This window comes from Bradyrhizobium sp. LTSPM299, from assembly GCF_000938235.1.
GTDB lineage: Bacteria > Pseudomonadota > Alphaproteobacteria > Rhizobiales > Xanthobacteraceae > Bradyrhizobium.
Map to the genome: position 1 here is coordinate 37154 of NZ_JYMU01000093.1, position 20611 is coordinate 57764.

The window sequence follows — 20611 nt, forward strand, 5'->3', positions numbered from 1 at the left end:
AATGAGACTAACGAGCAATCAACTTGCTTCTCATCAGCAACGGCCCGGCAATGCCGGGCAACGACATGAGCAGTAGAATGGCGATCAAGACGCTGTAGCCGGCATCACTGATCACAGCCGAGTTGTGCACGGCGTCCGTCCCCGGGACCTGGCTGGCGGCGAGCATGGCGAAGCCGATGACGGGTTGCGAAGCGCCGGCGAAGATTCCGGCGGCGGTGGTGTTTACCGAAGCGCCGACTCCGATCAGGTCAGCGGTGTAAAGTTTCTTGACGCATTTCAGCACCAGCGGAACGGTGCCTCCGGCGACGAGACCCAACGCCGTGAACACGACGGTGACGTAGACGAAGCCGAGGGCGTGCGCGACCGGGGGCAGCAGCAGCGCGATCAGAACCATGCGTAGCAGACAGATGCGGACCAGCGCGCTGTCGAGCGCCGCGGCGGCGCGATCGGCGACGTGCCCAAGGAAGATCGAGCCAACCGCGTTGCCGATCATGAACGCGAGCAGGGGCGTGCCTGCGGTCGTCGGTGAAATGTTGAAGAGATGCGCCACCATCGGAATTCCCCACACGCCGGATAGCGTCGTGACGACTGCGAAGTGCGACGCAAACGTCATCGCGCAACCCCAGTTCGCGACGTGTGCCAATGATTGCCGTGCAGCCATGGCGACGCCCTTCAGCGTCTTGCTGCTGTGCGAGACCGGATCGGGCTTGAGCGCGAGCTTGGCGAAAGCGAGGTTGGCGAGGCCGATGCAGGCAATGAACAGGAAGCACGCCCGCCAGCCAAAGCCCGAGACCGCGGCTGCGAGCGGCGTGGTCGCGATCACGCCTCCGACGTAGCCGGAGACCTGCGAAATGCCCGACATCACGCCGAACCGCTCGTCAGAAAAGCTTTGCGCGACGAGTTTCAGGAGTGCGGTGAAGACCAGCGCGTCGCCGCAGGCGACCACCAGACGGGCCGCAAAAACGTCAAGGAGATTCGGCGCGAGTGCGAATGCCGCGCTGCCGAGCGACGAGGCGATCATGCTGGCCAGCACGACGCGCTTGACGCCGTAACGGTCGACCAGGAGACCCGCCGGAATCTGCATCAAGGTGTAGCCCCAGAAATAGCTGGATGCGAGCATCGCAACACCGGCCGCGTCGGTGTTGAAGTCGTGCATGAAGCTCAGGCTCACCGATTGCGGTGATACGCGCTGCAGGAACGCGATCGCGTACGCGATGGCCACCGCCGTCCATGCCAGGTAGGCACGATCGGTCAGACGTGACGTGGGGGCATATACCGCTTGTTGTCCAAACGTCGACATCACACCCTCGCGTAGCCAACCGAGAAAAGGGCATCTGCTGAATTCGGGATCTTGCGCGACATCGCCGCATCGACAAGCGAAGCGGCACCGTGATAGGTCTGCCGATGGTGCTTAATGTGGCCGTAGGCGCCGCGCATGATCATGTCGGGTACCTCGAGCGGCTTGCCCGGATAGAGCGACGCGCACATTTCGACACAGGCCGCCTGCAATCTGGGGTCTTGTGCGTCGTCGAGCAGTGACGGCGTGACCTTCTTGCAGATCTTGGCGTTGGCGGCCCAAACGATGGGATTGCGGGTCCGCCAGCCGTAGAGCACGCTGCCCTCGGCTCTCTCGGCCGCGCCCGAGCATTTCAGGACTTCAGTGGTAAAGAAGCCGTAAAGACCGCGGCCCTGATGGGCCGGCAGCACCTCGGTGCCGCTACGATAAATCGCAAGTCCGGCCGACATATGCAGCACGCGGTAGACCGAGAAGGCCACGAGACCCCCGCTGTCATAGACCAGGACGAGGCTGTATTTCCTGTCAAACGGCGAGGAGGCGGACGTCCAGTGCGGTTCGGTGGCTTGCCAGTTGACGGCAATGATGCCGTTCATGGCGTCCATCAGGGGCTGGCGGTCGGCAGCTTGAATCTGGGAAGCGTCGGGGAAGCTATAGATCGCGTAATCTGTCCAAGGCGAGTTGATCGCCTGATATCGGCTGCCCAGATGTCGCGACATGGCAGAACTCCAGTATTCCACCGCGAGCTATACAGGGGAGCCTCGAATGGCTTAAAGGACAATATGCCCTCGAAAACTGCCAAACCGACCCGACTCGAGCCTCTGGACAAGATCCCCACGCGACGGATCGCCATCGTCGCCTTTCCGGGCGTGACCTTGCTCGATATCTCAGGTCCTGCGCAGGTGTTCGCGGAACTTGAGGCGATCGAGCTGTCCGGGCCAGGCTATTCGCTGTCGTATCTCTCGACCGCGGGTGGGCTGGTGCCGACCGATGTCGGCATGATGATCGACACCGTCTCGATCGATAGTGTTGCACCCGTCGAGGTCGACACGCTGGTAATCCCAGGCGGGCCGGGCATCTGGAAGATCCGTCATGACGACAAGCTGATGAAGTGGATGACGCAGGCGTTGCCGAAGGCGCGCCGTGTCGCGTCAGTATGCCTCGGAGCGTTTGCGCTTGCCTGGACCGGCATTCTCGACGGCAAGCGTGCCGCGACCCACTGGCGCTATTGTCCGCGACTGCAAGACAGCTTCCCCAGGATCCGCGTCGAGCCCAACGCGATCTTCGTCAAGGACGGGCGGGTCTGGTCGTCAGCCGGTGTCAGCGCGGGCATCGACCTGGCGCTTGCCATGATCGAGGAGGATTTCGGCCACACCACCGCGCTCGATGTCGCGCGCAGGCTTGTCGTGTTCCTGAAGCGGCCGGGCGGCCAGAGCCAGTTTTCGACGGTCCTTGCGGCGCAGGCATCGGATGTTGAGGGGCGCTTCAGTGCGCTGCATGCGTGGATCATCGAGAACATTGCCAGCGACCTCAAGGTGGAGACGCTCGCGGAAAAGGCCGGGATGACGCCGCGCACGTTCGCCCGCACCTATGTCAGTCGTACCGGAATGACGCCCGCGAGCGGCGTCGAGGCGCTACGCGTGGAAACGGCGCGGTTGCTGCTTGAGAGCCGACAGATCGGCGGTGTGGTCGAGGTGGCGAAGCGCGCAGGCTTCGGGGATGACGAACGGATGCGTCGAGCTTTCCTGCGGCACCTCGGTGTCTCCCCGACAGAATACCGAAACCGGTTTTCGGGCAGGTAGAGCGGGGTCCGCTGCACGGCACGGGTTGCGAAATCCCGGCACTGATGCCGATCTATCCCGCCAGCGAATGGCAGACCATCGAAGGCGGATTCATCGGGTCGAGGCGGTAGCTTTTCCGGTTTGTCTGCGGCTAATGTGCCGGCCAAATCGGGAGAGAAACACCATGAATGACGGGACCTCCATTCAACCGGCGCGCAATGTCGAACTCGGCGCCAGCGGCGAGGAGTACCAGAATCTGCACGAATTCGTGCGGAAGGCCCGCGCCAGGCTGAACCAGAATGCCTGGGACTATATCGTCGGTGCCTCCGAGACCGAGACCACGATGCGCCGCAACAGAATGGCGCTGGACGAAATTGCTTTCCGGCCGCGGGTGCTGCGCAACGTGGCTCGTGTCGATCCTTCGGTCGAAGTGTTCGGGCGCAAACTGCGGATTCCCGTGATGATCGCCCCGGTCGGTGCGCTCGAGATCTTCGATCCCGGCGCCGGTGGCGCTGTCGCGCGTGGCGCGGGCCGGTTCGGTGCGGCGCATATGCTGAGTTCGGTCTCGGAGCCGGGGCTGGAAGATACCGCGAAGGCCGCGCCCGACGCGCTGCGTATCTATCAGCTCTATGTGCGCGGCGACGACGCCTTCGTCGAGGATGTGGTCAGCCGTACCATCGCCAACGGCTATGCTGCGTTCTGCCTCACCGTCGACACCGCCCATTACAGCCGGCGCGAGCGCGACATTGCCAAGCGCTACGTCCGCGAAAGCCGCATCCGCGCCACCGGCGGTGATTTCCAGAAGGGTCTGGAATGGCGGACCGTGAAGTTGATCAAGGACAAGTTCAAGATTCCACTCGTCATCAAGGGGATCGCCACCGCGGAAGATGCCAAGATCGCCGTCGATCATGGGGTCGACTGGATTTATGTGTCGAACCATGGCGGGCGGCAGCTCGACCACGGCCGTGGTTCGATGCACGTATTGCCCGAGATCGTCCAGGCCGTCGCCGGCCGGGCCAAGGTCATGGTCGACGGCTCGTTCTACCGTGGCACCGACATCGTCAAGGCGATCATTTCGGGAGCCGATCTCGTCGGCATCGGCCGGCTGCACTGCTGGGCGCTTGCCGCCGCGGGCGAGGCGGGCATTGTGCGCATGCTTGAATTGCTGGAGGACGAGGTGATCCGTTGCCTCGGGCTGCTCGGCGTCACCAGCTTTGCCGAGCTGGACAAGTCCTATCTGCACCCGGCGATGCCAACCAATCCGCCGACCGTGTTCAGCGCATTCCCGCTTCTGGACATCGAGGCGTACCGCTACTGAATAGCTACGCGGCCCGTGTAAATCGCTCGGCAGGGGGGATCGCGGCCATCGCGAGCCTCGCTCGCGCTCGCCGGATCATTCTGTGATGTTCATGAAGACGCCGCGGCAACGACAAAGTCTGAGCGAAATGCCGCAATAGTCGAAACGGATGGCAGATAACCCATTCGCTGAATTTTCCCTCGAGAGAGCTATTGGATTGCGCTGGACGCTGCGGGACATCCAGGCCGGCCGACTCAAATTGTCACCGCCCAGCGACGAGGATTTGCAGGTTCTCGCCGCGCTTGGTCTGATCGAATTAGGCGACGATGAGCCGGTGCTGACGCCCGCGGGAGCCGCGGTGCCGAGCGGCTAGCTGGGGCCGCATACGGCGATCTAGCGAACCTTCAGGAAGCTCTCGCCGGAATTGCAGGGCGCGCACTGATAGGTCAGCACGTCATAAACGTGGTCGCGCGGCTCGATCACCGCGAGCCGCATCTGCGCACCGCACTTCATGCACGGCATTTCTATGCTGGTCTTGAACCGGGTGCAGGTCGGTGTCGGACGGAAAGTGTGCAGCATCGTATCCCCATGTCCCAACAGAGACGCAAACGCCACCAACTGAAGCCCGAATCACTATGCCACAGTGCTGACATGATTGGAATCCGGGCGGTAGCGGGGTCTGCAGGCTCCTGTTTGGGTAAATTTTCCTAGAGGGGCGAGGGCGAGCGACGGCCACGGTTGTTGGCGATCCGGCGCTGACGCGAGCGCAATCTATGCTAACGTTGCGGAAAGCAAATATCAGGGGGGCAATCATGATCGAGCCGAAGCTTGAAGTTCCTGCCGAACTCCGCGACCTCGCGGAAAAGACCATCGACCAGGCCGAGAAGGCCTTCGGCATGTTCTTCGATGCCGCCAGCAAGTCGATGACGGCGATGCCCGGCACTGGAACCGAGATGTCCAAACAGGCGCTGTCCTTCACCGAACAGAACATGAAGGCGGCGTTCGAGCATGCGCGAAAGCTGGTGCATGCGACCGATCTGCAGGAGGCGATGCGGATCCAGTCGGAGTTCCTGCGCAGCCAGTTCACCAATGCCGGCGAACATATGCGGCAGATCACCGGAAGCGTGATGACAGCCACCAAGGACGCGACCAAGGGGAAATTCTAGCGGGAGAGCTTCCGGCCGTCTCAGCGATTAACGTCGGCGGGCAACGGCAAAGCCGAGCAGGAACGCAACGAACAGGCTGGCGAGCGGCGCTTCGCGCGTGACCGCGCTCACTGTGGCAAGGGCTCCGCCCGGCCGGCGCGAGGCGGCAATTGCGCCGCTGAGCCGATCGACGGCGGTTCGAAGTCCGTCCGACACTTCGGTGATCGTGCGCGACACATCGGTCGCCGCATCTATGGCGCGCTCGCCGAGGCTGGGTCGCAGCGGGGATTCGGGTATTTCCAAAGTCATATGATGTCCCGCCGGTTCACCGAAAGACGAAGGTGGCCGTCACCCTGGCTATCCGTGCTGCGCTTACGGTTGAACAGCGGGTCCGACGACCTTCGCTATCCGCAACAGGCGCCGTTTTGGAACGGCGGGTGACGGCCACACTCTGAAAATGCCGTAGCTGAGGATTAGTTCCGTGGACATACCTCGTTTTCAGTGCGGTGGAACCGGAAACTTCTGAGCAAGTCGGGGCTTAACTCAGCGCACACAATTACAGCGCAGGCCTCCGCCATGATGAATGTTAGCACGATGAAGGACAGAAAGCGGCACGGCGGCACGCCACTTGTGGTAGCCGCGGTAGTCGCGATCCTCGGTGTATCGGGCATGTTGATCGTCGACCATGGTCCGTGGAACAAGCCAAAGGTGCGGACGGCCGAGACCGCCAACTACTCGACGACCGGCGAGGCTGCACGCGCTGTCGGTGCAACGGTGAAGCAGACTGAACCCACGTCGCCCATTGAGCCCGTCCCGCCTGGCCCAAAGCCGGTTCGTCCGGCGAACCCGAGTCAACCGCAGTAGGAGCCGTGCATCGTCACCGCATCCTGTTGGCCAAATGCCGCTGCGGCGCGTTCAGGCCCGACCCGCGCCGGAGCCGCATGGGAGCGCGCCAAGTTGTGGTCATGCGGCTCCCGTTCGGGAAGCCGGGAAAGCCGTAAAACAGAATTTGACTCGTCGGGCAACTCAGCGGCATCTCGTCGGGCAACTCAACGGCATAAAGCCATCATCGCGAATGTCGAGCGAGAGGTGGTCAGCGCATGCTGACGAACATGCCCCAGGCCGCGGCTAGCCCGGCAGCGACCAACACCAGGAACGGGCTGTCGCAGAACAAGCCGCCATACGTGCACATGGTGGCGCCGAGCGAACCGACCTGATGATGGCCTGCAGCATAGAACAGGCCCGACAAGACCGCGAGCACGGCAGCAACGAAATACATCGACGCCTCCTTGCGATGCGAATACGGCGCAGGCCAGTCCGACCAACGCCAGCCAAAACTGTCCTGATGCCGATCCAGGCGCCGCACTGGCCGCCGGCTTGACGCGTCGGGCAACTCAGCTGCACACTAACATCATCGCAGCAAACATACGGGCCGCCGGCCGAAACAAGGGTTGCGATTCCGCGTTTTGCGCAGATTTTCGATGAATGCAGTTTCTCTCCGTCGAAGCCGGCGGGGCGCATTTTACCGATTTGGTTTAGTTTACAAAAATGTTTGACACGTCCGGCAACTCACCAGCATAATTCCATCATAGCCAGATTGTTGAAGCCCGCGCGGAGAAATCCGCGGCGGGCTTTTTCTTTGCCGTTTCACCGATCGGACGGCGGCCGCACGTCACGACGTCACATCCTCCACGCCTGCCGCCTGAGTGTCGTCAGCGCGCCGCCGTCCGAACCTCTTGATTCAGACATAGATTGGCCGGTGCACGCGAAAGCGCCGGCCCAGCGGCGCGGCTTGACGCCTGGCTAGGTTCGCCGTGCGTTTGGAGGACCGCAGTTCTCGAGGCATGATATTGTGCGCAAGGCATATGCGAGGGTGCCTTGATCCTCGGTGAACCGTCGATAGACTGCGTTGCGGGTTCGACCAGATGCCGATTGCCCGAGGGACGAAAGGGAAACGTCGATGGCTGCGGACGGTCGCAGGCCTGATGCTAGCACGCCGCCAGGGTCAGAGTCTGACCGCAGCGCGATCATGGTCGCACGGGCAAGGGAGCTCATTCCGATGTTGCGCGAACGGGCCCCCAAGACCGAGGAACTGCGGCGATTGCCGCCGGAAACTGAGCGTGAGCTTCATGACAGGGGACTGTTTCGGATACTGCAGCCCAGGCGCGTCGGCGGAAGCGAACTCGACTATGTTGCCCTGGTCGACTGTGCTGACGCCCTCGGTCAAGGCGATGCTTCCGTCGCCTGGAATTTTGCCAATCTGGCCAGCCATCACTGGATGCTCGGCATGTTCGCGCCTGAAGCGCAGGACACGGTCTGGAATGAGAATCCAGGCACCCTGATAGCATCATCGTTCGTATTTCCAGCCGGCCGAGCCAGAAGGGCCGAGGGTGGGTACCTGCTGAATGGTCATTGGCCGTTCTCGTCCGGCGTGGAGTCGTGCGAATGGAACATGCTCGCCAGCATCATTGAAACTGACGATGAAGCTGACGGGATCGAGTATCGGCTGTTCCTGCTAAACAGGCGCGACTACAGGATCAACGACACTTGGAACGCGACCGGATTGGGGGGAACGGGATCGAACGACGTTCAAGTGACGGATGTATTTGTCCCCCAGCATATGACGATCGCTGTCAGCGATCTGGCGGGCGGTCCAACTCCGGGAAGCGCCGTCAACCCGAACGCGCTCTACGCGCTTCCGGTATTTTCGCTGTTTCCATACGTATTGTCGGGGGTCGGGCTTGGCAATGCGCAAGCCTGTTTGGACGACTACGTCGAGATCGCACGACATCGTGCTTCGACGTATAACAGGGCCAAGCTCGGTGACATGCAGACCACACAGATCAAGATCGCCGAAGCATCAGCCAAGATAGATGCGGCGCGCCTCATCATGCGAACCAACTGCATCGAGGTATTAGCCGATGTCCGGCATGGTCATGTTCCGAATATCGCGGCGAAGACGAAACTGCGGCGTGACGGTGCCTTCTCGGTCAACCTGTGTACCGATGCAGTGTCTCTTCTGTTTACGGCGAGCGGAGCCCGCAGCCTGTTTACCTCTGGAGCCCTGCAACGGCAGTTCCGTGACGCACATGCGGTGAATTCGCACCTCGCATTCAACTTCGACGCGGCGGGGACCAACTACGGGCGGGTCGCGCTAGGGCTGCCATCCGAGAATCTGACGCTCTGAGGTCGGTGGATGTCTGACGCACCTAAACATCCCGCAGATCCGGCCAACGAGCTCGCAAGCGATAATTCGTCGATTGATCCCCGTGATTTCCGAAACGCGCTTGGTACGTTTGCGACCGGTGTCACCATTGTCACGGCGATGTCGGCCGAAGGAAAGCCATACGGAGTGACGTGCAACTCCTTCGCGTCGGTGTCTCTCAATCCGCCACTCGTGCTGTGGAGCCTCGGCATGTTTTCGCAAGGGCTCACGGTTTTCCAGAATGCCAGCCATTTCACGGTGAACGTCCTTGGTGCTTCGCAGCATGTATTGGCATCGCAATTCGCAAGGTCGTCCGGAGACAAGTTCGCCGGTGTGAGCTGGGCACCTGGCCTCGGAAATGCTCCCGTGCTTGCCGACGTGGTCGCCAGCTTTCAGTGCCGGGCCGCCAACCGCTATTATGGTGGTGACCACGTTATTTTCCTCGGTGCAGTGGAAGCCTACGCCTACAACCGGCAAGAGCCTCTGTTGTTCGCGCAAGGTGGTTTTGGCCGATTTCTTGCTGGTGATGGTGACAAGGCATCATGAACCGAAGAACGCCGGCGAAACGGACAGTGGCCAAGCAACGGCGACTATCGGCCGATGACCGCCGCAACGAATTTGTGACCAAGGCGACCGAACTTTTCGCGGAAGAAGGGTTTGGCGGCGGCACCAGAGCACTTGCGCGCAAACTCGGTGTGACCCAGCCGCTGCTTTACCGATACTTTCCGAGCAAGGACGACCTCATCAAGGAGGTCTACCGTAAGGTATATCTCGGACCGCTCGAGACCGGTTGGGAAACCTCGCTATCCGATCGGTCCCGTCCGCTCCGCGAGCGGCTGCAGGAGTTTTATCAAGCCTATACGGACACGATCTTCACCCGCAAATGGCTTCGAATCTATCTCTATTCGGGTCTAAAAGGCCTCGACATCAATCGTTGGTACGTCGGCATGGTCAAGGACAAGATCCTGACCCGCATCGTAAAGGAATGTCGCCACGAGGCGGGGCTTGTGGTGCAGACCAGACCAAGTGCGGCCGAGTTGGAACTGGCCTGGGTGTTTCACGGCGGCATCTTTTACTACGGCGTGCGGAAGTACATCTATGAAGCGCCTGTTCTCGAGGATAAGACGCAGATGATAAGCGATGCGCTGAACATCTTTCTGGCGGGATTTGAAAAGATAGCCGAAAGCTCGACCGATCGCTCGCCGGCGCCGATCAAGGTCATTGGTTGAGTCGCGTTACTTCGTCATCTCGCCACGATACCAATCTCCAATCTCACTCGCCGTCATCAGTGCTACGCCGTCATGGCCGATGACATAATCGAGCAGGGCCTCCAGGTACTTGATCCGATGGGGTACCCCCGTGATGTAGGGGTGTACCGAGATCGCCATGATCCGGGCGTTTTCCGCTCCTTCAAGATAGAGCCGGTCGAACTGATCGGTGCAACGCTTCAAGAACTCTTCCGATGGAAGGTGCTGCAGAGCGTGAATGACGATGTCATTGGTTTCGACGGAATAAGGAATCGTCGTTATGGTTCCATGCGGTGTTGCGATGTCTTGCGGAAGGTCATCGATCACCCAGTCCGCCAAATATTCGATCCCGTTGAGGCGCAAGAGGTCGAGGGTTTCTTCCGTCTCGGTCAGGCCTGGGCTTTCCCACGATCGCGGCGGCTTCCCCGCAAATTTCGCGATCGTGTCGACCGAGCGCTTGATCGCATCGGCCTGGTTTTCGACCTTGTGCATCGGTCCCTGAATGAACCCGTGTCCCATGAATTCGAAACCTGCCTCCAGCGCCGCGGCGGCCACGCGCGGATAGGAACTGCAGACATTGGCATTTATGGCCAGCGTTACGGGTATCTTCCGATCGGTGAGCGCCTTGAACTGTCGCCAGAAGCCGGCGCGCATCCCGTATTCATGCCATGACCAGTTTGGGACGTCCGGTAACAGCGGCTGGCCCATCGGTGGACTAAGAACGGTACGTGGCATGGCATTCTCGATACGCCACTCCTCGACGTTGAGGATGACCCATACCGCGAGCTTCTTGCCGGCAGGTAATGTGAGTTTCGGTCGATCGACCTGAGCTAGATAGGGAATGCGATCAGTGAGGGCCACGTCAGGAACTCCTTGATCACGCCGATGATCCGACAGCGGCGGCATTGACCCGCGGCAAAACCTTCTCGGCCATCAGGATCATCGATTGACGGCCGAGTTCGCGATCCTTCCAGTCTTTGCCTGCATAAAGCAGTGTTCCGAAAGTGCCGACTTCCTCCTGGAACGACAGCAACTGGTCGGCCACGCTTTCGGCCGTGCCGTAGATGATGAGCTCGTCACAGATCGACTCCAGCGTGATCTCCGAGTCTGGCTGTTCCCGCCGTGTCTTGAACAGCTCGAGTCGACCGCTGCGTTTCAGCTTCGTGAACAGCTGGTGATAGTAGTACACGTAAGGTCCGTCAGGGGCTGTAGCGTAAGCCTTCGCCGTCGCCTCGTCCTTGGCAACGAACACGCTTTTGGCGACCCGCCAATTGGCGGCGTCAACCGTACGATTCATGCGCTCGCAGCCTTCGACATATTTCGGCCAGTGGCTCTTCACCCAGGTTGGCATCAGGAAGTTTGCCGAGATCGGGTCCCAGCCGCGTGCTGCTGCTTCCGTGACGCCCTTTGAGAACGGGGCGACTGCGGTCACGACGATTGGCGGGTGCGGGATTTGCAAGGGGCGGGCTATAAATCCTTGCCCGATGTCTTCGATCAAGGTCTTCCTGACCGAGATGTTCCAATATTTGCCCTGCAGCTCATAGGGCGGCTTACCGGCCCAGATATCAAGCACCTGATTGATTGCCTCGAGGAACATCGCGTTACGATCCGCGTCGAGATTGCCGAAGATCTCTGCGTCAGAGAGCAATCCGCCGGGGCTGATGCCAAGGATGAAACGGCCATCGAGCATATGGTCAAGCATCGCGACAGATGCGGCGACCGCAGCTGGATGCGTGTTCGGCATGTTGATCGTGCCGGTTCCAAGCTTGATCTGCCGGGTGGCAGCTGCAATCCAGGCGATGAAAGCAATGCTGGAGGTGATGTTTTCGGCCTTGTCGGTGACGTGCTCGCCGACATAGGCCTCGCTGAAGCCGAGCTCGTCGGCGAGCAGGAACGCTTCACGATCCTCCCGGAGCGACTGCCGCCAATCCTTGTCGATAGGATGGATCGGCATCGTAAAGAACCCGAGCTTCATGATCTGCTGCTCCCCGCGGGCAGACTTTTCTGTCGGCGAGGAACGTGCGTCCTTCGCGACCCGATGACAAGCCCCGGCCGAGCAAATAATCACTCGATAAACAAGCTTGACCTTTGGAAAGGCGCGTCTTCTAATCCGGAAAAGCGGAGATTGGTCCGGGGAGGCCACGCCCATATGAAAGCTGCGGCTTTCGCCTACGCCCGCGCGACCAGCGTCGTGAATGCGCTGGAATTGCTTGCCATACATGGCGACAAGGCGAAGGTGCTGTCGGGCGGTCAGAGCCTGATGCCGGCAATGAATCTCCGGCTCGTATCGCCAGACATTCTGATCGATATCTGCGACCTCGCCGAATTGCGCGGCATCGCGGTGAATGGAAACATGCTCGTCATTGGCGCATTGACCCGCCACGTTGACCTGCAGAGGTCGGCTGACGTTGCGACCTGCGCGCCGTTGTTGCGGGATGCCATTGCCCATGTCGCACATCCCGCAATTCGCAATCGTGGCACGATTGGCGGAAGCCTGGCCCATGCCGATCCGGCGTCGGAGCTGCCGGCTTGTATGGTCACGCTTGACGCAACCATTGTCGTCCGAGGTCCGGGTGGCGAGCGCCGGATCGCGGCAGCCGAGTTTTTCAAGGGCATATACGAGACGGCGCTATTGCCACATGAGTTGCTCGTCGCGATTGAGTTGCCGGTTGCTCCTGCAGGCTCGACCTGCTTCTTCCAGGAGTTTGCTCGGCGGCACGGTGACTACGCCATCGTCGGTCTTGCAGCTCAGGCGGTCGTCAAGGATGGCACGTTCGCAAATCTTCGGCTTGGCTTCTTTGCGGTCGGCGATCGGCCGCTGCTCGCCGCGGTTGCCGGCAAGCTGATCGACGTGTTCGTTACCCCTGCTTCATTGGCCCAAGTCGCGGCCGCGCTGGTTGAAGAGCTCGATCCGCACGAGGATCAGCAGGGGTCTCCGGCCATGCGTCGACACCTTGCGAAGGTCTTGCTGTTGCGCTGCGTGGCGGCCCTGCTTGCGCGCCCCGAACTGGACACGGGAGCCGCCGGGTGATTGCACCGATGTCGGTCTCCCTCCTGGTGAACGGCGAACCCGTCAATGCCGTGGTATTGCCTCGGCTCAATCTTGCCGATTTCCTCCGGGAGGATCTAGAGCTCACCGGAACGCATGTCGGCTGCGAGCACGGGGTCTGCGGCGCTTGCACGGTCCGCATCAACGGCGAGATCGTTCGTTCGTGTCTGACGCTGGCGGTGCAAGCGCACGGCGCGTCCGTCGAGACAATCGAAGGCCTTTCCGACAGCGGCGAGATTGCCGATCTTCAGGCGGCATTTCGCGAGCGCAACGCGTTGCAGTGCGGCTATTGCACGCCCGGAATGCTGATGACGGCGCAGGATTTGCTGAAACAATCGCCCACGCCTGATCGCGAGGCGATCCGGGAGCATCTTTCCGGCAACTACTGTCGGTGCACTGGCTATCAGGCCATCATCGACGCCGTGGAGGCGACAGCCATGGCGCGCGCAGGGCGATCGTCATGACCCCGACCCGTCCGGCCGCAGATGGGCTCTCGGTGCTTGATCGTCCGAATTCCTATATCGGCAAAACGGTGCCGCGGCCGAACCTCGACCGGCTGCTGCAGGGGCGCGGACAATATGTCAGCGATCTCGAGCTGCCGCGGATGGCCCATGTGGTTTTCCTGCGCTCGCCGTATGCTCATGCCAGGATCGCGGCGATCGATGCCGACGGGGCGAGGCGTATGCCGGGTGTGATCGCCGTAGTTACCGGTCGTGAGCTGGAGGTCGTCATCACGCCTTGGGTCGGCGTGCTCGCGCACTTGAAGGGATTGAAGTCGGCCCCGCAGAGTGCGATCGCGATTGACCGGGTTTGCTGGCAGGGCGAGGCCATTGCGGCGGTGGTAGCCACCAGCCGTGCGATCGCTGAAGACGCAATGGAGCAAATCGCGGTCGACTACGAGGAGCTCGAGGCGGTAACGGATATGCGCACCGCGCTCGATCCAACGACGCCAGTCATTCACGGATCGCTCGGCGACAACCTTGCTTTTGAGCGAACCCACAATGCGGGCGATGTCGATCGAGCATTTTTCGAATCCGATGCGGTGGTCGAAGCCGAATTTGTCTTCGGACGTCACACCGGCGTGACGCTTGAACCGCGAGCGGTTGTTGCCGACTGGAATGCCGCGGAGGCCCGACTCACGATCTATCAGGGCACTCAGGCGCCCCATATGGTGCAGAACATTGCAGCTCTGCATCTGGGATTGAAGGAAGCCCAGGTTCGCGTGGTCTGCAAGGATGTCGGCGGGTCCTTCGGTATCAAGGTCCACATTTATGCCGATGAGATGGCGACCTATGCGCTGTCCAAGCTGTTGCGACGACCTGTCAAATTCGTCGCCGACCGCGTCGAAAGCTTCAACACCGACATTCACGCCCGCGACCACCGCTGCAAGGGTCGGATCGGTGTCAAGCAGGACGGCACGATCACAGCCTTCGAGATCGACGATCTGACGGGGATCGGCCCTTATTCGATGTATCCCCGGACCAGTGCGATCGAGGCAAATCAGGTGGTCAATCTGGTCGGTGGGCCATATGTCACCCAGAACTATCGGGCAAGGACCCGGGTTGTTTTCCAGAACAAGAACGTCATGTGCCAGTACCGCGCGGTCGGCCATCCGATTGCCTGTTCGGTGACGGAGGGGCTGGTTGATCTGGCCGCCGCCAGGATCGGCATGGATCCGGTCGAAATCCGCCGCCGCAACCTGATCGCGGACGATGCTTATCCTTGCGTATCGCCCTCCGGCATGCGGTTCGAGCGGCTGTCGCATCACGCCTCATTGGCGAAGCTGCTCCGGATGATGAACTATGACGCTCTGCGCGCCGAGCAGGCGGCTTTGCGGGTCAGGAACATTCATCGGGGTATCGGCATCGCGAGCTTCATAGAAGTGACCAATCCGAGCGCCGCATTTTATGGCGTCGGCGGGGCAAAGATTTCGTCACAGGACGGCGTAGCGGTTCGGTTGGACGCGCAGGGCTCGGTGATCTGCCAGACCAGCATCACGGAGCAGGGGCAAGGGTCGGAATCGCTTACCGCTCAGATCGTAGGCAGTGTGCTTGGCGTTTCAATGGAACGTGTCCGCGTCATACTCGGGGACACGGACAACACGCCTTATGGCGGCGGCACATGGGCATCTCGTGGTGCTGGCATTGGCGGCGAAGCCGCGCTCCAGGCGGCCAAAGTCCTGCGCGGGAATATCCTGGATGTCGCTGCGGCGATCCTGCAATCCACGCCGGCCGAGCTCGATATCGTCAGCGATAGCATTGTCAACACGAGTGATGGCGCGCAGCGGATCGAACTGAGCGAGCTGGCGCGGATCGTTTATTTCCGACCGGATACACTGCCGCCGGGCATCCAGCCTGAATTGATGGCGACCCGGCATTTTGTCCCGCGCCAGTATCCCTTTGCCTTCACCAACGGCGTTCAGGCCTCATGGCTTGAGGTCGACACCCAGACCGGGTTCGTCAAGCTGCTGAAGCACTGGGTGGTCGAAGATTGCGGCACCATCATCAACCCGCAATTGGTCGACGAGCAGATCCGGGGTGGAGTAGTGCAGGGGCTTGGCGCGGCGCTGTTCGAGAAGTGTATCTATGACGAGCGCGGTCAACTGACCAACGCCAATATGGCTGATTACCTGGTTCCGATGTCGGGCGAGATGCCCGATATTGAGATCGGTCACGTCGTGACGCCGACACTGGAAACGGAGTTGGGAGCCAAAGGGGCGGGGGAGGCCGGCACGGCGGGGGCGGCGGCCGCGGTGGCCAATGCAGTTAATGACGCGCTCCGGCCCTTCGGTGCCATAATTACCGAGATTCCATTGACGCCTCAGGTTATCCTGACTGCTCTGAGGCGAATCTGAAGCGGGGACGCGACGGGTAAAAACAAGTGCAATCAAGCAAGAAAACAATTTTGGGGAGGAATCGTCATGACAAAGAAGGTCACCAGGGCCGGGTCGATATCGCGGCGTCGGCTGCTGACAACAGCGAGCGCTGGTGCCGTCCTCGCAGCTTCTTCCTTTCGCATCAACCTGGCTCAGGCTCAGGAAACGCCGATCAAGATCGGCTTCCCGGTTCCCCTGACCGGTCCTTATGGCGCTGAGGCACAGGACCAGGTCCGTGCGGCGCAGCTCGCCATAGCTCAGTTCAACGATGCGGGCGGTCTCAATGGCCGCAAGGCCGAGCTTGTCGTGCGCGACGACAAGCTGAATCCGGGTGAGGCGGCGACACGGACGCTCGAACTGGTCGAGAAGGAAAAGGTCAATTTTGTCGTCGGCAGTCTATCCGCGGCAGTCCAGCTTGCAATCAACAATGTCACCAAAGAGCGCGGCATCATCTTCAATTCGATCAGCCAGTCCGACGCCATCAACGAGGCGAGCGACTTCAGCAAGTACACATTCCACGAGGCCCTCAATCCGCACATGACGGCAGGCGCGGTCGGCCGCTACGCCTTTTCCAAGTTCGGCAAGAAGGTTGCGTTCTTGACCGCGGATTATGCCTATGGCCACGAGATGGTGCGCGGCTTCCTTGAGGTTGGCAAGGAGTTCAACATCGAAAACCTCGGCGACATCCGCCATCCGTTGGGAACGACGGATTTCTCGACCCTGCTGCCGCGTCTTCAAGCGCTGAAGCCCGACATTCTGTGCATCAGCAATTTCGGTCGGGATCAGCAAATCGTGCTCAAGCAGGCGACTGACTTCGGCGTCAAGAAGTCGATCCAGATCATTGCGCCGCTACTCTCGCATGCCAGTCGCGTCGCGGCGGGCGCACAGGCCTTCGAAGGCGTCGTCGGTGGTTGCTCGTTCTACTGGGGTATCGAGGATAAGTTCGCCTCGACCAAGGCGTTCAACGAAGCGTTCCGCAAAATGTATGATGGCAAACTGCCAACTGACTACGGCGCGCTCGGCTATGGTGGTGTCCGGACCATGCTGGAGGCGGTCAAGAGTGCCGGCACCGTCGAGACCGATAAGGTAATCGCAGCATTGGAGGCCTTGAAGTACGACTACTACAAGGGACCGCAATATTATCGCAAATGCGATCACCAGTCGGTGCAGTCGGTGCTTGTCATCAAGTCGAAGTCTACGGACATGAAGAACGACTCCGATGTGTTCGAGGTTATTTCGACCGAAGAACCCAGCGAGAAGAGCCTGCGTACCTGCGAAGCGTTAGGCCACAAGAGCTGAGCTTGCGAGGTGGCGCGCGCCGCGGTCGGTGCGCGCAAGTTGGGGGGGGCGGATGGCGGGCCTGAGCTTTGATCTGATTGCGCTGCAATTATTCGCCGGGCTGGCGCTCGGTGCGATTTACGTGCTGTTTGCGATCGGGCTCTCGCTGATCTTCGGGATGTTGACCGTCGTCAACTTTGCCCATGGGGCATTTTATATGGTCGGCGCCTATGTCGGGCTCTATTTGATCTCGCTCGGCGGCAATTTCTGGCTCTGCCTGGTGGCGGTGCCGCTCCTGGTCGGACTGTTCGGCCTTGCAGTCGAGCGCATCCTGATCCGGCCGCTTTACGGGCGTGGCATCGATTATCCGTTGCTGCTGACCTTCGGGCTGAGCTACGTGATGGTTGAATGTGTGCGCATCGCCTTTGGCAAGACCGGATATCCGTTCGATACCCCCGAGGTTCTGCAGGGGGCCGTCGATATCGGCGTCGGATATTTCCCCCTCTATCGCTTGTTCGTGATCGGTGCGACGGCTGTCGTGTTGCTGGCGCTCTGGCTGTTCCTGGAAAAAACCAGCTTCGGGCTCATCATCCGTGCCGGTGCGCGTGATCCGCAAATCGTCCGTGTCCTCGGGGTCGATGTATCGCGGGTCTGGCTGATCGTATTCGGAATCGGAACCGCAATTGCAGGCTTCGCGGGCCTATTGGCGGCCCCACTTCAAGGCGTCATTCCCGAGATGGGCGGCACTATCTTGGCCGAAGCCTTCGTTGTCACTGTGGTCGGGGGGATGGGCTCGATCGGCGGTGCGGTGCTGGCAGGTCTTTTGGTTGGCGTTGTCGTCAGCATGACGTCGCTGTTCGCGCCTGAAATGGCCAAGGTCTCGATCTTCGCCTTGATGGCGATCGTTCTGATCATTCGGCCCCAAGGCTTCTTCGGTCGTGCAGGACTGATGAGTTGAACCGGGTATGACCGAAGCGACCGGGTCCATCAAGCAACCTCGAGCCACGACGGTCGGCTGGTACGAGTTCGCGACGAGACATCGTGCCAGCATCGCGGCCGCGGTGATCCTGATCTTCCCTCTGGTGATGCCGTTCACGGCCTTGGCGGTGAATATCCTGATCTACGGACTGTATGCCCTGGGATTCAACCTTGTGTTCGGATATCTGGGGCTGCTGTCATTTGGTCATGCCGCGCTGTTCGGAACTGGGGCCTATCTTTGTGGCATCGCAATCGTGCATTTCGGCTGGCCATGGTACGCGGCAATCGCGACCGGCGTTCTCGGCGGCCTGTCGATGGCGCTGTTGATTGGTGTGCTTGCGATCCGGACCCGCGGCATCTACTTCGCCATGGTGACGATGGCGCTGTCGCAATGCGTCTACTATCTGTTCTATCAGGCCGTTGACTTGACCGGTGGCGAAAACGGCCTTCGCGGCATTAACGTCCGCGCGATCGATCTGTTCGGCTTGCGGGTCGACTTCATCAACCCGATGACCCGGTACTACGTCATTGCAGCTTTCGTGATTGCCGCATTTTTCGTGATGTCGCGTATCCTCGCCTCTCCATTTGGTGCGGTCATTGAGGCGGTGCGAGAAAACGAGATGCGCGCGCGCGCATCGGGCTACGACGTCACCCTGACCCGATTGCTGACCTTTGTTCTGTCAGGCGGATTCTGCGGTCTCGCGGGCGCGTTGCAGGCGCTTCATCTTTCGATCGTTCCAATCGAGATCTTGCACTATGAGACGTCGGGTCTGGTGGTGATGATCGCATTGCTGGGCGGCATGGGGACATTCTTCGGGCCGATGATCGGCGCGGCGGTGTTCCTCGTCCTGGAGAACCTGGTCTCGGTCTGGACTGTTCACTGGCAACTGATCGTCGGTGCCATTTTCGTTGCATGCGTGCTGTTCTTCCCCGCCGGCATCTGGGGTACGTTGATTGCACGGGGCAGGCGATGACTGCCATGGAAGCGCAATCGAGGGAGATCATCCTGCGTACCAAGGGCGTCGGCAAGACGTTCGGAAAGTTTGTCGCGCTCAACAATATCTCGGCCGAGTTCTCCAAGGGCGCGATCACTTCCATCATAGGTCCGAACGGCGCTGGAAAGAGCACCTATTTCAATCTGCTCTGCGGAGCCTTTCCGCCTTCGAGAGGCCGTGTTGAGTTCGAGGGCAAGGATGTCACCGGTCTGCCGCAACATCGCTTTGCCCATATGGGGATTGCGAAGTCGTTTCAGATTACCAGCGTGTTTCCGCAGCTCACGACACGCGAGAACATCCGGATCGGCCTGCAGGCACTGGTTTCGAGATACGACATCTGGCGTCCACGCGCCCGCCTGAGCGAACTGATCGAGCGGGCAGATGAGCTGCTGGCCCTCGTCGGGTTGTGGGAGTCCCGCGAGCGCGCAGCCAAGACGCTGGCGCATGGCGAGCAGCGGGCGCTGGAGATTGGCATGGCGCTGGCCAGTCAACCTCGCCTGCTGCTGCTGGATGAACCGACGGCAGGCATGAGCCCGGAGGAAACCCGGGCCATGATGGATCTGATCGTGAAGCTCGCAAGGGAGCGTACGGTCATCCTGGTCGAGCACAAAATGAAGCTGGTGCTTGGGATCAGCGACCGTATTCTCGTGCTGCATCACGGAGAGCTGCTTGCCGAGGGGACACCCCAGGAGGTTCGGCAAAATGAGGCTGTAAAGCGCGTCTATCTCGGCCAACGGGAGCACTGACTGGATGCTGCAGATCAGCCAGCTTAATGCCTGGTATGGCGCGAGCCACGCGCTGCAAGACATCAGTCTGGAGGTTGCCAGGGGTGAAATCGTCTGCCTGATCGGTCGCAACGGGGCCGGCAAGACGACCACGTTGAAGTCGATTATGGGTCTGATGGATCGAGCCGGCGGTTCGGTGATCTTCAAAGGCAAGGAGCTGCTGAATAAGCCGGCGCATACGCGTTTCGCGCTGGGGCTTGCCTATGTACCTGAAGAGCGGCGGATCGTGCAGGGATTGTCGGTGCGGGAGAATTTGCGGCTCGGCCTGGTTGCGTCGCCGGAGAAGAGGCGGGAAGCCGAGCTGATCGAGGAGATCGCTGGGATATTCCCACGATTGGCTGAGCGCCTGGATCAGGAGGCCGTCACGATGTCCGGCGGTGAGCAACAAATGCTGGCGATCGCGCGTGCGATGATCGCAAAGCCCGACCTGATCATGCTTGACGAGCCGTCCGAGGGCATCATGCCGGTGCTTGTCGACGAGATGTTCGCGCTGTTTCGCAACATGAAGGCGCAGGGGACGACGGTACTGCTGGTCGAGCAGAATGTCGAACTCGCGCTTGACATCGCCGACCGCGCCTATGTGCTGGATCAGGGGGCCGTCGTGCATCAGGCATCAGCCCAGGAGCTACTGGCCGACAGCGAGATCAAGGAGCGGTACTGCTCGGTGTGAGGCGGTCGGCCC

Annotated in this window: 22 protein-coding genes; 15 read left to right on the forward strand and 7 right to left on the reverse strand. The window is 60.7% G+C overall.

The features are described from left to right. Nucleotides 1-7: 7 nt before the first annotated feature. Both UP10_RS39560 and UP10_RS39565 read right to left on the reverse strand, forming a co-directional pair. Nucleotides 8-1222, reverse strand: coding sequence for an MFS transporter (locus tag UP10_RS39560; RefSeq protein ID WP_245322184.1), 1215 nt, complete (start codon nucleotides 1220-1222; stop codon nucleotides 8-10). Between the two features lie 77 nt (nucleotides 1223-1299). Continuing rightward, the gene (locus tag UP10_RS39565) at nucleotides 1300-2013 is read right to left on the reverse strand and encodes a hypothetical protein (protein ID WP_044592573.1); all 714 of its coding nucleotides are present in this window, start codon (nucleotides 2011-2013) and stop codon (nucleotides 1300-1302) included. Nucleotides 2014-2076: 63 nt separating this feature from the next. Here UP10_RS39565 and UP10_RS39570 point away from each other — a divergent pair, with 63 nt between their 5' ends. The 3 genes from UP10_RS39570 to UP10_RS39580 all read left to right on the forward strand — a co-directional run bounded on the left by UP10_RS39570 (nucleotide 2077) and on the right by UP10_RS39580 (nucleotide 4745). Continuing rightward, the gene (locus UP10_RS39570; RefSeq protein ID WP_044592574.1) at nucleotides 2077-3096 is read left to right on the forward strand and encodes a GlxA family transcriptional regulator; all 1020 of its coding nucleotides are present in this window, start codon (nucleotides 2077-2079) and stop codon (nucleotides 3094-3096) included. Nucleotides 3097-3259: 163 nt separating this feature from the next. Further along, nucleotides 3260-4393: an alpha-hydroxy acid oxidase gene (locus UP10_RS39575; protein ID WP_044592575.1), complete on the forward strand. Its 1134-nt coding sequence runs from the start codon at nucleotides 3260-3262 to the stop codon at nucleotides 4391-4393. Between the two features lie 196 nt (nucleotides 4394-4589). Then, entirely contained in the window at nucleotides 4590-4745 is a 156-nt protein-coding gene (locus UP10_RS39580; protein WP_349644004.1) for a hypothetical protein, read from the forward strand. 20 nt (nucleotides 4746-4765) lie between these two features. Here the strand turns inward: UP10_RS39580 and UP10_RS39585 are convergent, their stop codons facing one another. Further along, nucleotides 4766-4951: a hypothetical protein gene (locus UP10_RS39585; protein ID WP_044592577.1), complete on the reverse strand. Its 186-nt coding sequence runs from the start codon at nucleotides 4949-4951 to the stop codon at nucleotides 4766-4768. A gap of 233 nt (nucleotides 4952-5184) precedes the next feature. On the opposite strand from UP10_RS39585, the gene UP10_RS39590 reads away from it, so the two are divergent. Next, nucleotides 5185-5538 carry a phasin gene (locus UP10_RS39590; protein ID WP_044592578.1) on the forward strand — a complete coding sequence of 118 codons (354 nt, stop codon included), beginning with the start codon at nucleotides 5185-5187 and terminating at the stop codon, nucleotides 5536-5538. A 27-nt stretch (nucleotides 5539-5565) separates the two neighbouring features. Here the strand turns inward: UP10_RS39590 and UP10_RS39595 are convergent, their stop codons facing one another. Both UP10_RS39595 and UP10_RS39605 read right to left on the reverse strand, forming a co-directional pair. Further along, the gene (locus UP10_RS39595) at nucleotides 5566-5826 is read right to left on the reverse strand and encodes a hypothetical protein (RefSeq protein ID WP_044592579.1); all 261 of its coding nucleotides are present in this window, start codon (nucleotides 5824-5826) and stop codon (nucleotides 5566-5568) included. Nucleotides 5827-6610: 784 nt separating this feature from the next. Further along, entirely contained in the window at nucleotides 6611-6796 is a 186-nt protein-coding gene (locus tag UP10_RS39605) for a hypothetical protein (protein ID WP_044540324.1), read from the reverse strand. A gap of 681 nt (nucleotides 6797-7477) precedes the next feature. Here UP10_RS39605 and UP10_RS39610 point away from each other — a divergent pair. Genes UP10_RS39610 through UP10_RS39620 form a run of 3 tightly spaced genes read left to right on the forward strand, consistent with a single transcriptional unit; the run spans nucleotide 7478 to nucleotide 9951 of the window. Continuing rightward, nucleotides 7478-8704, forward strand: a complete 1227-nt coding sequence (locus UP10_RS39610) for an acyl-CoA dehydrogenase family protein (protein ID WP_044592581.1) — start codon at nucleotides 7478-7480, stop codon at nucleotides 8702-8704. A 9-nt stretch (nucleotides 8705-8713) separates the two neighbouring features. Further along, complete coding sequence (locus UP10_RS39615; protein WP_044540320.1) at nucleotides 8714-9268, forward strand: flavin reductase family protein; 555 nt, start codon at nucleotides 8714-8716, stop codon at nucleotides 9266-9268. Nucleotides 9269-9294: 26 nt separating this feature from the next. Continuing rightward, complete coding sequence (locus UP10_RS39620; protein WP_245322185.1) at nucleotides 9295-9951, forward strand: TetR/AcrR family transcriptional regulator; 657 nt, start codon at nucleotides 9295-9297, stop codon at nucleotides 9949-9951. A gap of 6 nt (nucleotides 9952-9957) precedes the next feature. Here UP10_RS39620 and UP10_RS39625 read toward each other — a convergent pair whose 3' ends face one another. Together UP10_RS39625 and UP10_RS39630 are read right to left on the reverse strand one after the other, a co-directional pair. Next, on the reverse strand, nucleotides 9958-10830 hold the full coding sequence (locus UP10_RS39625) for a polysaccharide deacetylase family protein (RefSeq protein WP_044592621.1): 873 nt from the start codon (nucleotides 10828-10830) through the stop codon (nucleotides 9958-9960). Between the two features lie 16 nt (nucleotides 10831-10846). Next, a complete protein-coding gene (locus UP10_RS39630; RefSeq protein WP_349644005.1) occupies nucleotides 10847-12190 on the reverse strand; it encodes an LLM class flavin-dependent oxidoreductase in 1344 nt (447 codons plus the stop codon). Here UP10_RS39630 and UP10_RS39635 point away from each other — a divergent pair. From UP10_RS39635 to UP10_RS39670, 8 genes are all read left to right on the forward strand, one after another. Continuing rightward, nucleotides 12119-13000: an FAD binding domain-containing protein gene (locus tag UP10_RS39635; RefSeq protein ID WP_044592584.1), complete on the forward strand. Its 882-nt coding sequence runs from the start codon at nucleotides 12119-12121 to the stop codon at nucleotides 12998-13000. The two genes, UP10_RS39630 and UP10_RS39635, sit on opposite strands and share 72 nt — an antisense overlap. Nucleotides 13001-13008: 8 nt before the next feature. After that, nucleotides 13009-13482, forward strand: a complete 474-nt coding sequence (locus UP10_RS39640) for a (2Fe-2S)-binding protein (protein ID WP_044592585.1) — start codon at nucleotides 13009-13011, stop codon at nucleotides 13480-13482. Further along, nucleotides 13479-15872, forward strand: a complete 2394-nt coding sequence (locus UP10_RS39645) for a xanthine dehydrogenase family protein molybdopterin-binding subunit (RefSeq protein ID WP_044592586.1) — start codon at nucleotides 13479-13481, stop codon at nucleotides 15870-15872. The genes UP10_RS39640 and UP10_RS39645 overlap by 4 nt, the downstream gene beginning before the upstream one ends. Before the next feature lie 66 nt (nucleotides 15873-15938). Beyond that, entirely contained in the window at nucleotides 15939-17192 is a 1254-nt protein-coding gene (locus tag UP10_RS39650) for an ABC transporter substrate-binding protein (RefSeq protein ID WP_044592587.1), read from the forward strand. A 52-nt stretch (nucleotides 17193-17244) separates the two neighbouring features. Next, nucleotides 17245-18129 (forward strand): branched-chain amino acid ABC transporter permease, encoded by an 885-nt coding sequence (locus UP10_RS39655; RefSeq protein WP_044540313.1) that lies wholly within the window; start codon nucleotides 17245-17247, stop codon nucleotides 18127-18129. Nucleotides 18130-18136: 7 nt separating this feature from the next. Continuing rightward, on the forward strand, nucleotides 18137-19123 hold the full coding sequence (locus UP10_RS39660; RefSeq protein WP_050044043.1) for a branched-chain amino acid ABC transporter permease: 987 nt from the start codon (nucleotides 18137-18139) through the stop codon (nucleotides 19121-19123). Continuing rightward, nucleotides 19120-19890: an ABC transporter ATP-binding protein gene (locus tag UP10_RS39665; RefSeq protein ID WP_044592588.1), complete on the forward strand. Its 771-nt coding sequence runs from the start codon at nucleotides 19120-19122 to the stop codon at nucleotides 19888-19890. The genes UP10_RS39660 and UP10_RS39665 overlap by 4 nt, the downstream gene beginning before the upstream one ends. 4 nt (nucleotides 19891-19894) lie before the next feature. Beyond that, entirely contained in the window at nucleotides 19895-20599 is a 705-nt protein-coding gene (locus UP10_RS39670) for an ABC transporter ATP-binding protein (protein WP_044592589.1), read from the forward strand. The last annotated feature ends 12 nt before the right edge of the window (nucleotides 20600-20611 follow it).

Bases quoted from the DNA above. Each gene is read 5' to 3' on its own strand.
- UP10_RS39610 (WP_044592581.1), top strand. From the start codon at position 7,478: ATGGCTGCGGACGGTCGCAGGCCTGATGCTAGCACGCCGCCAGGGTCA.
- UP10_RS39655 (WP_044540313.1), top strand. From the start codon at position 17,245: ATGGCGGGCCTGAGCTTTGATCTGATTGCGCTGCAATTATTCGCCGGG.
- UP10_RS39660 (WP_050044043.1), top strand. From the start codon at position 18,137: ATGACCGAAGCGACCGGGTCCATCAAGCAACCTCGAGCCACGACGGTC.
- UP10_RS39565 (WP_044592573.1), bottom strand. From the start codon at position 2,013: ATGTCGCGACATCTGGGCAGCCGATATCAGGCGATCAACTCGCCTTGG.
- UP10_RS39615 (WP_044540320.1), top strand. From the start codon at position 8,714: ATGTCTGACGCACCTAAACATCCCGCAGATCCGGCCAACGAGCTCGCA.
- UP10_RS39650 (WP_044592587.1), top strand. From the start codon at position 15,939: ATGACAAAGAAGGTCACCAGGGCCGGGTCGATATCGCGGCGTCGGCTG.
- UP10_RS39585 (WP_044592577.1), bottom strand. From the start codon at position 4,951: ATGCTGCACACTTTCCGTCCGACACCGACCTGCACCCGGTTCAAGACC.
- UP10_RS39590 (WP_044592578.1), top strand. From the start codon at position 5,185: ATGATCGAGCCGAAGCTTGAAGTTCCTGCCGAACTCCGCGACCTCGCG.
- UP10_RS39595 (WP_044592579.1), bottom strand. From the start codon at position 5,826: ATGACTTTGGAAATACCCGAATCCCCGCTGCGACCCAGCCTCGGCGAG.
- UP10_RS39605 (WP_044540324.1), bottom strand. From the start codon at position 6,796: ATGTATTTCGTTGCTGCCGTGCTCGCGGTCTTGTCGGGCCTGTTCTAT.
- UP10_RS39640 (WP_044592585.1), top strand. From the start codon at position 13,009: ATGTCGGTCTCCCTCCTGGTGAACGGCGAACCCGTCAATGCCGTGGTA.
- UP10_RS39630 (WP_349644005.1), bottom strand. From the start codon at position 12,190: ATGTATGGCAAGCAATTCCAGCGCATTCACGACGCTGGTCGCGCGGGC.
- UP10_RS39645 (WP_044592586.1), top strand. From the start codon at position 13,479: ATGACCCCGACCCGTCCGGCCGCAGATGGGCTCTCGGTGCTTGATCGT.
- UP10_RS39570 (WP_044592574.1), top strand. From the start codon at position 2,077: ATGCCCTCGAAAACTGCCAAACCGACCCGACTCGAGCCTCTGGACAAG.
- UP10_RS39665 (WP_044592588.1), top strand. From the start codon at position 19,120: ATGACTGCCATGGAAGCGCAATCGAGGGAGATCATCCTGCGTACCAAG.
- UP10_RS39575 (WP_044592575.1), top strand. From the start codon at position 3,260: ATGAATGACGGGACCTCCATTCAACCGGCGCGCAATGTCGAACTCGGC.
- UP10_RS39670 (WP_044592589.1), top strand. From the start codon at position 19,895: ATGCTGCAGATCAGCCAGCTTAATGCCTGGTATGGCGCGAGCCACGCG.
- UP10_RS39635 (WP_044592584.1), top strand. From the start codon at position 12,119: ATGAAAGCTGCGGCTTTCGCCTACGCCCGCGCGACCAGCGTCGTGAAT.